This window comes from Streptomyces sp. NPDC004838 (assembly GCF_053600955.1).
The window spans coordinates 15,241-29,509 of record NZ_JBSGAW010000022.1 but is presented as its reverse complement, the minus strand read 5'-3'; the positions used below and the strand labels follow the sequence as shown (position 1 = coordinate 29,509).

At 72.7% G+C, this 14,269-nt stretch carries 9 protein-coding genes; 7 read left to right on the top strand and 2 right to left on the bottom strand.

The features are described from left to right. The first annotated feature begins 119 nt into the window (after positions 1 to 119). The 3 genes from ACWEFL_RS23765 (at position 120) to ACWEFL_RS23755 (ending at position 4,983) form a co-directional block, all read left to right on the top strand. Positions 120 to 566, top strand: coding sequence for a hypothetical protein (locus tag ACWEFL_RS23765; protein ID WP_451716032.1), 447 nt, complete (start codon positions 120 to 122; stop codon positions 564 to 566). Between the two features lie 261 nt (positions 567 to 827). After that, positions 828 to 3,044, top strand: a complete 2,217-nt coding sequence (locus ACWEFL_RS23760; RefSeq protein ID WP_451716029.1) for a tetratricopeptide repeat protein — start codon at positions 828 to 830, stop codon at positions 3,042 to 3,044. 361 nt (positions 3,045 to 3,405) lie between these two features. After that, on the top strand, positions 3,406 to 4,983 hold the full coding sequence (locus tag ACWEFL_RS23755) for a phytoene desaturase family protein (protein ID WP_451716026.1): 1,578 nt from the start codon (positions 3,406 to 3,408) through the stop codon (positions 4,981 to 4,983). Positions 4,984 to 5,068: 85 nt separating this feature from the next. On the opposite strand, the gene ACWEFL_RS23750 is transcribed toward ACWEFL_RS23755, so the two are convergent. Continuing rightward, positions 5,069 to 6,904 (bottom strand): serine hydrolase, encoded by a 1,836-nt coding sequence (locus ACWEFL_RS23750; protein ID WP_451716023.1) that lies wholly within the window; start codon positions 6,902 to 6,904, stop codon positions 5,069 to 5,071. A 280-nt stretch (positions 6,905 to 7,184) separates the two neighbouring features. Here ACWEFL_RS23750 and ACWEFL_RS23745 point away from each other — a divergent pair, with 280 nt between their 5' ends. After that, on the top strand, positions 7,185 to 8,285 hold the full coding sequence (locus tag ACWEFL_RS23745; RefSeq protein ID WP_451716020.1) for a calcium:proton antiporter: 1,101 nt from the start codon (positions 7,185 to 7,187) through the stop codon (positions 8,283 to 8,285). Between the two features lie 109 nt (positions 8,286 to 8,394). Here ACWEFL_RS23745 and paaK read toward each other — a convergent pair whose 3' ends face one another. Next, a complete protein-coding gene (gene paaK, locus ACWEFL_RS23740; RefSeq protein ID WP_451716018.1) occupies positions 8,395 to 9,684 on the bottom strand; it encodes a phenylacetate--CoA ligase PaaK in 1,290 nt (429 codons plus the stop codon). Between the two features lie 330 nt (positions 9,685 to 10,014). Here paaK and ACWEFL_RS23735 point away from each other — a divergent pair, with 330 nt between their 5' ends. The 3 genes from ACWEFL_RS23735 to ACWEFL_RS23725 all read left to right on the top strand — a co-directional run bounded on the left by ACWEFL_RS23735 (position 10,015) and on the right by ACWEFL_RS23725 (position 14,019). Further along, positions 10,015 to 10,257 carry a DUF397 domain-containing protein gene (locus ACWEFL_RS23735; protein WP_451716016.1) on the top strand — a complete coding sequence of 81 codons (243 nt, stop codon included), beginning with the start codon at positions 10,015 to 10,017 and terminating at the stop codon, positions 10,255 to 10,257. 149 nt (positions 10,258 to 10,406) lie between these two features. Then, the gene (locus ACWEFL_RS23730) at positions 10,407 to 10,751 is read left to right on the top strand and encodes a hypothetical protein (RefSeq protein ID WP_451716015.1); all 345 of its coding nucleotides are present in this window, start codon (positions 10,407 to 10,409) and stop codon (positions 10,749 to 10,751) included. 340 nt (positions 10,752 to 11,091) lie between these two features. Beyond that, positions 11,092 to 14,019, top strand: a complete 2,928-nt coding sequence (locus ACWEFL_RS23725) for an ATP-binding protein (RefSeq protein ID WP_451716012.1) — start codon at positions 11,092 to 11,094, stop codon at positions 14,017 to 14,019. Positions 14,020 to 14,269 lie beyond the last annotated feature (250 nt).

Here is a 14,269-nt window from a genome sequence, read left to right as displayed (position 1 = left end):
CCGCCCGCTGGATCAGGCCGTGCACGGATAGCACAGGCACGTGCGCGGATGTCCATGGAGTCCGGTGCGGCCGTGCCCGCATCCTGATGCCTGGCAATCCCCCGGATTCAGGAGGACTCATGCTCGGACGATCACGGTTACGGATCCGCCTCGCCGTCGCGCTCGCCGCGACGGCCCTCGCCGTCGGCGTCGCCCAGGCGCCCGCGAGCGCGGGCGAGGCCAGAGCCCTGGCCTATCGCGACGGGATCAGCTACGGCAACTGCTGGGGCGGGTTCGTGAACATCGACGTCGTCGCCGACGGCACTCATGGCGGCCGCGACAACTGGGACGTCTCGGGATACGGCAATGTGTGGTCGAACACCAACTGCGCCAGCTGGATCGACAAAGGCATCATCCAGTGGAGCGGGCAGCTGTGGCGGTCAGGCGCCTGGGAGAACTTCGGCTGGGTAGAAGCGCCCTGGTACGGGACCTACTACAACGTCACGGCCGAGGACTCACGCAATGTGCACTTCCGCGTCTGCAACGTCAAGAACGGCGTCGTGTCCGGGTGCGCGGCGCTGACCTGACCCGACCCCGAACATCACCCCGCCCCCTCCTCGCTCGCGCGGGAGGGGGCGCTTCGCGTGTTCCCCGCGCGTGGGCGGGGTGTGCCGTGCCGCGCCGCGACCGTCCCGTGCTCGTCGGCGGCTTCCGCCAGGTCACATCTTGAGAGCGATGGCCCGTCCGGGGCCCGGCACACGGCCCACCCCGTACAAACTCCACAGCCACAAGGCCATACTGGACGGGCCGGGGAGGGCGGAGCGGAGCGACGGGGGCGACAGCACGCGATGGCGGAAACGAGGCTGATCCAGGGCCGGTACCGGCTGCTCGAACTGATCGGGCGCGGCGGCATGGGCGAGGTGTGGCGGGCGGTCGACGAATCCCTCGGACGGCGGGTCGCGGTCAAGTGCCTCAAACCGATGGGACCCCACCACGACGCCTCCTTCTCCACCGTCCTGCGCGAGCGGTTCCGGCGCGAGGCACGCGTCGCCGCCGCCCTCCAGCACCGGGGGGTGACCGTCGTCCACGACTTCGGCGAGTACGAAGGCGTGCTCTACCTGGTGATGGAGCTGCTGGAGGGACGTAACCTCAGCCAGCTGCTGGAGGAGAACAGACAGCGCCCGCTGCCCGTGCACGAGGTCGTCGACATCGCCGAGCAGGTCGCCGACGCGCTCGCCTACACCCATGAACGCGGCATCGTCCACCGCGATCTGAAACCCGCGAACATCATGCGGCTCACCGACGGAACGGTGAAGATCTGCGACTTCGGCATCGCCCGCCTAGGCGAGGACATCGGCTACACCTCCCGCCTCACCGGCACCGGCGTCGCCATGGGCACCCCGCACTACATGTCACCCGAGCAGATCGGCGGCGGCGCGATCGACCACCGCAGCGATCTCTACTCGCTGGGCTGTGTGCTCTACGAGATCGCCACCGGCGTCCCGCCCTTCGACCACGAGGACGCCTGGGCGGTCCTCGTCGGGCACCGGGACACCCCGCCCCAGCCCCTGCGCACCCACCGGTCGGACATCCCCGACCACTTCCAGAAGATCGTGCTCGATCTGCTCGCCAAGACTCCGGACGGACGGCCCGACGACGCCAAGGACCTGCGGCGGCGGATGGCCCGCGACGGCCACGCCTATCTCTCGCTCTCCCCGCCGGCGGCCGTCCCCGGCACGGCCGGACTGCCGCCGTGGACGCGGGGGATGACGGGCGGCCACCAGGCGACGGCGACCGCGCTGCGGCCCGTGGTGCCCGACCACACGGCCGGCCTGACCGGCGAGTGGACGACCACCGCCGACCCGCGCGGGACGACCCTGACGCCGCCGGTGACCGGACCCGGGCGGCCCACCCCGTCGCCGGAGGTGCTGGCGGTGCTCGCCGGCCGGCACAGCGCGGGTCTCAGGCTCGGCCGGCTCGGCCGCTGGGAGGAGGCGGGCGAGGTGCATCGCGCCGTCGCCGCCGAGCGGGAGCACGCGCTCGGCCCCGGCCATCCGGACACGCTGGCCAGCCGGTACGAGGTCGGCTTCACCCTCAGCAGGACCGGCCGCTCCGAGGACGCCCTGCGCGAGTTCCGCAAGGTCGCCGAGGGCCGTGAGCGGGCCCTGGGAGCCGATCACCCCGACACCCTGGCCGCGCGCCAGGAGTCCGCGTACGTCCTCGGCCGGCTCGGCCGCCACTTCGAGGCGCACGACGTGTACGCCTCCGTACTCGCCTCCCGTGAGCGGACGATGGGGGCCGACCACCCCGACACCCTGCGCTGCCGGCACAATCTCGCCTTCAACCTCAGCAGGCTGGGACGGCTGGAGGACTCGTTCGCGATGGCGTGCGAGGTGGCCGCCGCCCGCGTCCGCGTCCTCGGTCCCGAACACCCGGACACCCTGGTCACCCGGTACGAGGTGGCCTACGCGCTCGGTCAGCTCGGGCGGTGGACCGAGGCGCTGGAAACCTACCGCGAGGTGGCCGCCGCCCGTGCCCGTGCCCTGGGAGCCGACCACCCCGACACCCTCGCCGCCCGCTACGAGATCGGGATCAGCCTCGGCCGCCTCGGCCGCAGCGCGGAAGCCCTCGATCTGTACCGCGCGCTCGTCGAGGACCGCACCCGGCTGCACGGCCCCGACGACCCCGAGACCCTGCGCGCCCGCCACGGCATCGGGGTGAACCTCGGCCGTCTCGCGCGCTGGGACGAGGCCCTCGCCGAGGCGCGCGACATCGGCGTCCGGCGCGAGCGGGTGCTGGGAGCCGACCACCCCGACACCCTCGTCAGCCGCCGGGAGGTCGCCGTCGGCCTCGGCTGGCTGGGCCGCTGGGCGGACGCCCTGACCGTCTACGGAGAGGTCGCCGCCGCCCGCGAGCGCGTCCTCGGCCTCGACCACCCCGACGCCCTGGCCAGCCGGAACGACGAGGCGCACTGCCTGGAGCAACTGGGGCGGCACACGGAGGCGGTGGAGCTGTACCGGCGGGTCGCGGCCCTGCGCGAGCGGCGCGGCACGCAGGGGCGGTAGGGCGTGAGTCGCAAGCAGCGCCGCGGGACCTGCGGTGTCCGGTGCGTGCCATCGCCAGACGGAGGGCCGCCCTCGTACGGGACACGCTCGGGCGATTCCGACGACGCCGGGGTCCCTCCCGCGCCGAAGGCAGCGGGGGAGAGTGTGCGTGCCGGGCGTCGCAGGCCGGGCGGGACTCTCGGAACACGCCCTACGGCTCCGCCGTGACGCCACGGTCTTCCCGGACCCTTCGGAACGCGCGGTGCGCCGCGAGCCGGTGCGCCCTTCCGGCGCGGCCGGGTCCGCGCCGGACCGGGTCCGCTCCGCACGAGCCCCGCGCCGGACCGGGGCCGGCGGGCCCGCCGGCGGTTAGTGTCCGATCATGCCCGCACTCACTTCGTACGATGTCGTGATCGTCGGCGGCGGTCACAACGGTCTGGTCGCCGCCGCCTACCTCGCCCGCGCCGGGCTCTCGGTCCTGGTTCTGGAGCGCAGCGCCACGACCGGCGGAGCGGCCGTCTCCACCCGCCCCTTCGCCGGAGTCGACGCCCGGCTCTCGCGCTACTCCTACCTGGTGTCCCTGCTGCCCGAGAAAATCGTGCGCGACCTCGGGCTGAACTTCTCCGTACGCAAGCGCACCGTCTCCTCCTACACCCCCCGCGGCACCGGAGGGCTGCTCGTCGGGGCCGGACGTACCAGGGACTCCTTCGCCGCGCTGACCGGCGGCGACCGGGAGTACGCGGCCTGGCGGGACTTCTACGGGATGACCGGCAGGGTCGCCGAGAGGGTCTTCCCGACCCTGACCGAGCCGCTGCCCACCCGCGACGAACTGCGGGCGCGCGTCGACGACGAGACGGCGTGGCGGACGCTGTTCGAGGAACCCATCGGAACGGCCGTCGAGCGGCGGTTCTCCCACGACCTCGTACGAGGTGTGGTGCTCACCGACGCCCTGATCGGCACGTTCGCCGACGCCCGTGATCCGGGACTGGTCCAGAACCGGTGCTTCCTCTACCACGTCATCGGCGGCGGAACGGGCGACTGGGACGTTCCGGTCGGCGGCATGGGCGCGTTCACCGACGCCCTGGCCGCAGCCGCCCGGAGCGCGGGGGCGGAGATCGCGACCCTGCGCGAGGTGACCCGCGTCGAGACCGACGGAACCACGGCCGAGGTCTCCTTCCACACACCCGACGACACCGGGGCCGGGACCGACGCCGCGACCGGGTCGGGGGGCGGGGCCGAGGGCACGGTCACGGCCCGCCGGGTACTGGTCAACGCCTCGCCGCGCGAACTGGCCCTGCTGCTCGGCGAGGAGCCCCCCGCCCCCGCCGAAGGCGCGCAGCTCAAGGTGAACATGCTGCTGCGGCGGCTGCCGCGCCTGAAGGACCGTTCCGTCGATCCCCGCGACGCGTTCGCCGGGACCTTCCACGTCTCCGAGGGATACGAACAGCTGGCGACCGCGTACCGGGAGGCCGCCGCGGGCGCACTGCCGAGCGCGCCGCCCTCGGAGATCTACTGTCACTCCCTGACCGACCCGTCCATCCTCGGCCCCGAACCAGCGGCCCGCGGCTACCAGACGCTGACCCTCTTCGGACTGCACACCCCGGCACGGCTCTTCGCCGCCGACAACGACCGGGCCCGGACCGAGCTGCTGGCGTCCACCCTCGCCGAACTCGACGCGTATCTGGAGGAGCCGATCACCGGCTGTCTCGCTCTCGACGAGAACGGCGCGCCCTGCATCGAGGCGAAGACGCCCCTCGATCTGGAGCGCGAACTGCGGCTGCCCGGCGGCCATATCTTCCACCGGGACCTGTCGTTCCCGTACGCCACCGAGACGACCGGCCGGTGGGGCGTGGAGACCGCGCACGCCAATGTGCTGCTCTGCGGAGCGGGCGCGGTCCGCGGCGGGGGAGTGAGCGGGGTGCCCGGTCACAACGCGGCGATGGCGGCGCTCGGCCGGTAGCCGCGCACCGCCCGAGGCCGCTGCCCGAGGTCGTCGCCCGAGGTCGTCGCCCGCGCGGAGAACGCGTTCCCGGCGGGCGCCTGCCTCACTCCCGTGACGCCGTCCAGCCGTCGGCCTCGATACGGGCGGCGTCGCGGGGCCGGGCCTCGTCGAAGACGGTCCGGCCCCGGTCCTCGACCCGGATCGCGTTCACGTACACACCCCGTCCGGTGGCGAGCCGTTCGGTCGTGTACCGCCAGCGCAGCCGCGGTGCGCCGCCGCTCCATGCCGGGAGATCCGCAGTGAGCCGGTGCCAGACCCGCCCGGACCAGCCGGACACCGAACCCGTCGGGTGCTCCCGCGGCCCGGCTCCCGCCCCTGCGGTGGTGAAGGGCACCGCCCACCAGGTCGCCCCGCCGTCAGGCGAACCCTCCAGACGGAGCGCGTCCCCGTCCGGCGCGATGTCCCACCACAGCGAGCAGCGCAGCCGGGCGCGCCCCGCGCCCTGCCCGGACGCGGGCAGGCGCAGGGCGGGCAGCGTGAGCGTGGCGGAGGCCGGGCCCGCCGCACCCGAGAACCAGGCCGTCCTGCCCCGGTCGGGGCGGACGGCGACGGCACGGGCCAGGGCGTTGGCGGCCGCGACCCGCGGCGCGCTTCCCGAGCGCCGGCTCCGCACGGGATGGACCGAGTTGCCGAGCAGGATCAGAAACGAGTCGGTGCTCGGGTCGAGCACCACGCTCGTACCGGTGAAACCGGTGTGGCCCGCGGTGCGCGGGGTCGCCATCGCGCCCATGTACCAGTGCTGGTACAACTCGAAGCCGAGGCCCTGCCCGTCGCCGGGGAACGCGGAGTTGAAGTCGGTGAACATCAGGTCCACGGACTCCGGACGCAGCACACGGGAGCCTCCGTAGCAGCCGCCGTTCAGGAGCGTACGCGCGAGGATCGCGAGGTCCCAGGCGTCGGAGAAGACTCCGGCGTGGCCCGCGACTCCGCCGAAGGCGTACGCGTTCTCGTCGTGCACCTCGCCCCAGACGAGCCCCCGGTCGAGCCCCGACCACGGCGGCCGGGCGTCCTCGGTGGCGGCGATCCCCGGCCGCCAGGACGGCGGTGGATTGAACCGGGTACGGCGCATCCCGAGCGGAGCGGTGATCTCCTGGTGGAGCAGGACGTCCAGAGTGCGCCCGGAGAGATGCTCCAGGATCAGCTGGAGCGCGATCATATTGAGGTCGGAGTAGCGGTACGCGGTACCCGGCGGGCTCGTCGGACGCTCGTTCCACAGCATCCGGAGCCTGCCCTCCCGCGTCGGCTCCCGGTACAGCGGAAGCACGGCGCGGAACCCCGAGGTATGGGTCAGCAGCTGACGTACGGTGATGTCCCTCTTGCCCGCGTGCCCGAACTCCGGGAGATACGAGGCGACCGCGGCCTCCAGCTCCAGCTCGCCGCGCTCGATCCGCCGCACGGCGAGGATCGAGGTGAACAGCTTGGAGACGGACGCCAGATCGAAGACCGTGTCCTCGGCCATCGGGATCCGCCGGTCAGCCGGGAGTTCCACGGCCGTGTCGGTCTTCTCGTCGTACGAGGCGTAGCGGACCGCGTGGCCGATCGCCCGGTGCAGCGCCACCGTGCCGCCGCGCCCGGCGAGGAGCACCGCGCCCGCGTACCACGGGTACTTCGGGGAGGGACGGAGGTACGCCTCCGTGTCGGTGACGAGCTGTTCGAGCCGATCGGCGATCAATCCCGCGCGCTCGGGCGAGCCGTGTCCGAGCGTGGGCCCCCCGGCTCCCGTACCGCCCCCGGATCCCGTTCCGCCCCCGGATCCGTCCACCGCCGCCTGCGCGAAGGAAATCGGCGCGAGAACGAGCGCCCCGCCCACGGCGAGCAGCCCGCCGCCCAGCCTTCTCCTGCCGATCCCTCTGCCCTCCGCCGCCGCTTCCTCCGTCACCCGGAATCCTCTCCCGCCCGTATGCGTCCCGCACGGTCGACCAGCCCCAAAGGGCCTGACGTACCATCAGAGAATCTCTTCCCTCGCACGCGGCTGCGGCATTCCGCCGCCCATGGAGACGGAGCTGAGCCAGCGGCCGGCGATCGAGCACGCCATCCTCGGCTGCACGCGGTTCCCGGCGGTCGCGTACGCATGTCACCGACGCGCGGGTCTCCGCGGAGGACCCCCGTTGGCGCAGTACCTCGCGCGCCGTACCACCGCTGCTGGCAGCGTGGCGGGCATGAAAACCGGCACGGCGGCGATCGCCTCGCAATGGACCACCTGGGTGCCGGTCGCGGCGGTGGTCGCCCTCGCGCTCGCCTGGGGCCGTGAGCTGCCCGGATGGGCCGTCCTCGGCATCGGCCTCTTTCTGATCGGCTCCGTGCTGGCCGCCGTGCACCATGCCGAGGTCGTCGCCCATCGGGTCGGCGAGCCCTTCGGATCACTCGTGCTCGCGGTCGCGGTGACCATCATCGAGGTCGGACTGATCGTCACCCTGATGGCGGGCGGCGGAGCCAAGGCGTCCACGTACGCCAGGGACACCGTCTTCGCCGCCGTCATGATCACCTGCAACGGCATCGTCGGACTGTCCGTCCTGGTCGCCGCCTTGCGCACCCGAGTCGTCGCCTTCAACGCCGAGGGCTCCGGCGGAGCCCTCGCGATGGTCTGCACGCTCGCCACGATGACGCTGGTGCTGCCCACCTTCACGACCGGCCATCCCGGCCCTGAGTTCACCGGGGACCAGCTGGCCTTCGCCGCGGTCTCCTCGATCCTGCTGTACGCGCTCTTCGTCGGCGTGCAGACCGTGCGCCACCGCGACTACTTCCTGCCCGTGGAGCGCGACGGCCACAAATGCGACCCCGACGCGCACGCGCCCCCGCCGAGCGCCAAGCAGACCAGGCGGAGCCTCCTGCTGCTGTTCCTGGCGCTCGACTCCGTCGTCGGCAACGCCAAGCTCGTCTCCCCTTCCATCGAGAGCGGAGTGCAGTCGGCCGGACTGCCCACGACCGTCGTCGGCGTCGTCATCGCCCTGCTGGTGCTGCTGCCCGAGACACTCGCAGCGGTGCGCGCCGCCCGCCGGGACCGGATGCAGACCAGCCTCAATCTGGCGTACGGCTCCGCCATCGCCAGCATCGGGCTGACGATCCCGACCATCGCCCTCGCCTCGATCTGGCTGCCGGGACCCCTGGTGCTCGGCGAGAACGCCACCCATATGGTCCTGCTCGTTCTCACCGCCGTGGTCAGCGCGCTGACCGTGATGCCGGGCCGGGCGACGCTGCTCCAGGGCGGGGTCCATCTGGCGCTGTTCGCCGCGTTCGTCTTCCTCTCGTTCAGCCCATGAGCCATGCCCCTTCTCGCCGGCCGGTCAGGCGGGCCCCGGACACGGCCTCCGGACGCCGGTGAACGGGCACCCGCCGCCTGGCCCGGCCGGACGTGCGCTCGTACCGCGTCTACCGCAGATCCACGATCCTCTTGATCTTCCCGACCGATCGCTCCAGCGCCTCGGGATCCACGATCTCGACCGTCACCGACAACCCGACGCCGTCCTTGACCGCCGCGCCGATCTCCCGGCTTGCCGCCTCGCGCTGCTCGGGCGTCGCCCCGGCGCGTGCCTCCGCCCGTACAGTCAGCGCGTCCAGCCTGCCCTCACGGGTCAGCCGCAACTGGAAGTGCGGGGCCACATGGGCGGTGCGCAGCACGATCTCCTCGATCTGGGTGGGGAAGAGGTTCACTCCGCGCAGGATCACCATGTCGTCGCTGCGGCCGGTCACCTTCTCCATCCTGCGGAAGACGCGGGCCGTGCCCGGCAGCAGCCGGGTGAGGTCCCGTGTCCGGTAGCGGATGACCGGCATGGCCTCCTTGGTCAGGGAGGTGAAGACCAGCTCGCCCGGCTCCCCGTCGGGCAGCACCTCACCGGTGAACGGATCCACGACTTCCGGAAAAAAGTGGTCCTCCCAGATGTGCAGACCATCCTTGGTCTCCACGCATTCCTGCGCCACCCCCGGTCCGATGACCTCCGAGAGCCCGTAGATGTCGACGGCGTCGATCGCGAACCGTTCCTCGATCTCGCGCCGCATCTCCTGCGTCCACGGCTCGGCCCCGAAGATGCCGACCTTCAGCGAGGTCGTCCGGGGATCGACCCCCTGTCTCTCGAACTCGTCGAGCAGGGTCAGCATGTACGAGGGAGTCACCATGATGATCTCCGGGCGGAAGTCCTGGATCAGCCGCACCTGGCGCGAGGTCATGCCCCCGGAGGCGGGGATGACGGTGCAGCCCAGCCGCTCGGCGCCGTAGTGCGCGCCGAGCCCGCCGGTGAACAGCCCGTATCCGTAGGCGATGTGCACCTTGTGGCCAGGACGGCCGCCCGCGGCGCGGATCGAGCGCGCGACCACGTCGGCCCAGGTGTCCAGGTCGCGCTCGGTGTAGCCGACGACGGTGGGCGCCCCGGTGGTGCCGCTGGAGGCGTGGACGCGCCGTACCCGTGACTGGTCCACCGCGAACATCCCGAAGGGATAGTTGTCCCTGAGATCGGACTTGGCGGTGAAGGGGAACCGGCCCAGATCGGCGAGCGTCCGGCAGTCGTCCGGGCTCAGCCCCGCCTTGTCGAAGGACTCGCGGTAGAAGCGGACGTTGTCGTAAGCATGGCGAAGGGTTGCCCGCAGCCGCTCCAGTTGGAGCGCCTCCAGCTCCGCGCGACTGAGCCGCTCCCCGGCGTCCAGCAGGTCCCTCTCGCGCGTCATGCCACGCAACCCCTGTCCCAAATCGGGCGACCGATCATTCGGTCGTTCTGTTGTGGAACAGTAATTCAGTCCGTCCGCGCTCGTGGCAAGGGGATGGGCTCCACTTCTTCCGTACGAACGCACCGGCCGCGGCCTGCTCTCCCCGCCCGCCGCCTGATCCCGACTCCCGGTCCGGCCCGTTCCGGACCGGATCCGGGCATGATCGGCCGGCTGTCTCCGCGTCTGTCCCGCGAGGCCGTCCCCGGAGGCGTCCCCGCGATGTCCGCGACCTGTTGAGGACGGGAGCCGATCGCTAGGCTGACCACGAAACCATGCGGGAGGAGCACGGACGTGGCCGAAGGCACCACCACCACGGAGACGTTGTCGGGATGGGAGAAGCCCGAACTCGACCTCAGCAACGCCGACTGGCAGTCGGGCAGCCAGGGGGCGGGAGACGTCCAGATCGCCTTCGTGGAGGGTTTCATAGCCATGCGCAACGGCGGACGGCCCGGCACCCCGCCGCTGATCTTCGCCCCCGCCGAGTGGCGCGCCTTCGTGCTGAACGCACGCGAAGGGGAGTTCGACCTCACCTGACCGCCTCGGCGCGCCCTCGAGTCCCGATGCTCGTGTACGTACGCGGCTGAACGGAACGGGAGCGGTTCCCGTATGACTCCTCGCACCCCGGATCCCCGGAGTGCGCAGCGTCCCGACAGGGTTCCGTGCCACGAGCGTGAGGATCAGCCATGAACGACGCCGTCCACCCTTCACTCCAGGCCCTGCCCGACGGTGAGGCCGAACTCCGTCTGGTGGTCCGGCTCCCGTGGGAGGACATGGCCCCACTGGGCCAGGAGGCCGGTCGGCTGGCCGCGCGGCTCCAGCGCCCCGTCAGCCCCGACGAGGCGGTCGGCCACCGACTGCGCACCCGGAAGGCAGGCCATGCCGGGCCCACGGGACAGCAGGGCGTGCCGTCGCCCGTGTTGTCCGCGCTGACCGGCCGTACCCCCGGTGAGCACGTCCGCCAGGCGATGGACAGGATCAACGGAACAGCCCCCGCGGGAACCCCGCACCCGACGCGGACATCGGCCTGAGAAACCCGAGCACTTGAGAAGCCCAAGCACCTGAGAAACTCGAACACCTGAGTGACCCACGCCCCCGAGAAACCCGAACGCCCGAGCGAACCGACTCGCCCAGTCCTGACCCGTGCGCCCACGAGTACGGGTTCCAGTGGGGCGCGCGCTCTCGCCGTCCACCGGACCGGCCGTGGCCGATTGTATGGTCTGGCACCCCCAACTCCCCTCTCAACAGCAACTTTTCGCCTACCCGGCTCCACAGGGGCCGTCCGCTGGCGTAATCTGAGCTGCCTCTAGGACGTGTTGTCCGGTGGCCCCTGCACCGTGCCGGGCGTGGCCGGGGCGTGGGGGTTTGCACATGACGCGACGGGTCGGCGCGGCGAAGCGGCGTCTCTTCGAGCGGGAAGCCGAACTGGCCGCCGCCGAGGAGGCGCTGAACGAGCTGACGGGGGCGCGTCCCGACGACCGGAACACAGGACGCGGCCACCCTCGGGGTTCGCTGCTCGCCTTCGCCGGCCACGCCGGTCTCGGCAAGACGACCCTGCTCACCGAGGTGCGTCACCGGGCCGCCGCCAAGGAGTGCACCGTGCTCTCCGCCCGTGGCGGCGAGCAGGAGCAGCAGGTCGCCTTCCATGTGGCACGCCAGCTGATCCAGCCTCAGCTCGCGGGCTCGTCCCAGGCCGAACTCCGGCTCCAGCTGGGCAGTTGGTACTCCATCGTCGGCCCGGCGCTCGGACTGTGCACCGCCGAGGACGGCTCCCCTCCCGACCCGCAGGGACTCCGGGACGGGCTGGACTGGGTCCTCACCCATCTCGCCGTACAGCGCGCGCCGCTCGTCCTCGTCCTCGACGACGCGCACTGGGCCGACCCCGAGTCCCTCGGCTGGCTCGCGTCGTTCGCGCCCCGCGTCGAACAGCTGCCGATGCTGCTCGCCGTCGCCTACCGGCCGGAAGAACTCCCCGAGCACGCCCACCAGTTCCGACATCTGCCCGGCAGGGCCGGCCAGCGGCCCATCGACCTGGAACCCCTCACCGCTCCGGCGGTCGGCAGACTCGTCCGGGAGTGGCTCGGCGCGCACGCCGACGACGCGTTCTGCCGCGAGACCTGGGCCGTCACCGCGGGCAACCCCTTCGAGACCATCGAACTCATCGCGAAAGTACGCGACCGGGGCATCGCACCCACCGAGTCAGGCGCCCCGGAACTCCGTGATCTCGCCGCCGCGGTCAAGGGCAGCGGACTGATAGCCCGGCTCGAACGCCTCGGCCCCTCCACCGTCCGCTTCGCCTGGGCCGGAGCGGTCCTCGGCACCGAGATCCAGCCCGCGCTCGCCGCCGGCGTCGCCGGCCTCGGCACCGAAGAGGCCGCGGGGGCGGTGGACCGGCTGCGGGAGGCCCGTATCCTCACCGCCGCCCCGGCCGCCGACGGCACACTGGAGTTCGTCCACCCGCTGATCGCCACCGCCGTCTACCGCGCGATACCCGACGGCGTCCGCGTCGCCCTCCACGGCCAGGCCGCCTGGTCCGTCATCGACGCCGGACTCGGCTCCACGGCCGCCGCCCGCCATCTGCTGGAAACCCATCCGGAGGGCGACCCCTGGGTGGTCCAGCATCTGCGCCAGGCGGCCGGCGAGACCCTGCGCGCCGGAGCCCCCGACGCGGCCCGCCGCTATCTCGCCCGAGCGCTGCGCGAACCGCCCGCCCCCGACGACCGGGCCGCCGTCCTGTACGAACTGGGCTGCTCCTCCCTGCTCACCGAGCCCGCCACCACCGTCAACCATCTGCGGGCCGCGCTCCAGGAACCCATCGCCGACCCCGCCCTGCGCCACAACATCGTCTACCGCCTCTCCCAGGTCCTCGCCCACTCCGACCGGCTCGCCGAGGCGACCGAGACGCTCGCCCGCGAGGCACGGCTCACCACCGACCCGCGCACCCGGCTGCGGATGCGGGCCGAGAAGTTCATGTGGGACGCCTTCCGCGCCGACGAACCCGAATCCCCCGCCCGCTCACGGCGGCTGGCCAGACTCGCCGACCGGCTCACCGGGCGCGACGTCACCGAGCGGTACATCATCGGCCTCCGCGCCTGGGACGCCACCCTGCGCGGCGAGCCCGCGCCCGTCATCCTGCACCACGCGGAACGCGCGCTCCACGGCGGACTCAGCTGGGCCATGGAGGACCGCGGCTTCGAGGTCCCCGCTCTCGTCGCGCTCACCTTCGTGTACGCCGACCGGCCGGGCCGCGCCGAGGAACTGTTCGCCGCAGGGACCGCCGAGTTCGAACGCCAGGGCTGGCGGGGCGCGCATCTCGCCTTCGCGAACACCCTCCTCGCCTACATCCGCTACCGGCGCGGACGCCTCGCCGAGGCCGAGGACTTCGGCCGGGCCGGGCTCCGTCTCGCCGAACGCGTCGGACCCCGCACACCCGCCGAGTGGTACTCCGTCACCACCCTCGTCGAAGTGCTGCTGGCGCGAGGGCGCGTGGCGGAAGCCGTCCAGGTCGCGCGCGACCACGACTTCGGCGAACCCTTCCCGGCCGCCGTCACCTTCCCCGACTCGCAGACCGTGTACGGCGAACTCCTCCTCGCCCAGGGGCGGGTGAAGGAAGCGGCCGCCGAACTGACCTCGGTGGGCCGACGGCTCGAACCCCGCGGCATACGCAACCCCACCTGGTGCCCCTGGCAGCTCCACCTCGCCCTCGCCGAGGCCCCCGAAGCGCCGGAGCGGGCCAGGACCATCGCCCTCGACGCGGTGGAGCGCGCCCGCCGCTTCGCCGCGCCCTCGGGAATCGGGCAGGCGCTGCGGGTCGCCGCCGAGGTCTGCGGCGGCCACGAGCGCACCGCCCTGCTGAAAGAGGCCGTCGCCCGGCTGGATCGCTCACCCGCCGCGTACGAACTCGCCCGGGCCCTCGTCGCCCTCGGCTCCGATCTGCTCCGCACCGGCAACCCGCAGGACGCCGCCGACCATCTGCACCGAGGGCTGGAGACGGCGGACCAGTGCGGTGCGGACGCCCTCGCGGACACCGCCCGCGACGAACTCGCCGCCGCCGGACTGCGCCCGCGCCGGCTCCGCGCCATCGAGACCGACGACCTCACCACCCGTGAGCACACCGCGGCCGTGCTGACCGTCCAGGGCTGGGACAGACAGGCCGTCGCCTCCGCCCTCCACATCGACGAACCCTCCGTGACCCGACTCCTCTCGGCCGTCTACCGCAAGGCGGGCACGGACGAGTCGGGCCTCGCGGAGTTCCTCGGCGACCGTCCGGCCGCCCCTCCGGGAGCCGACCTGGTCTGAGCCCGGCCCGCACCGCGCCTCCGCCGCGCTCGGCACACGCCGAGGAGACCGGCGACCGAAGGGCCGGCCGACGCCTGCCAGCCACGGGGAGGTCCGGTGCTCGGGCGAACCCGGCGGCCTCCTCCCCGGCGGCCCACAGCCCCGCCCCGACCCTCGGGCGAACCGCCCCGGACCCCACGCGGGAGGGGACGGGCCTCCGTGTCCGTCCACCGAGAGGCTGTGCCCGGCGGACGCCCGCCCCGTGCTCCGC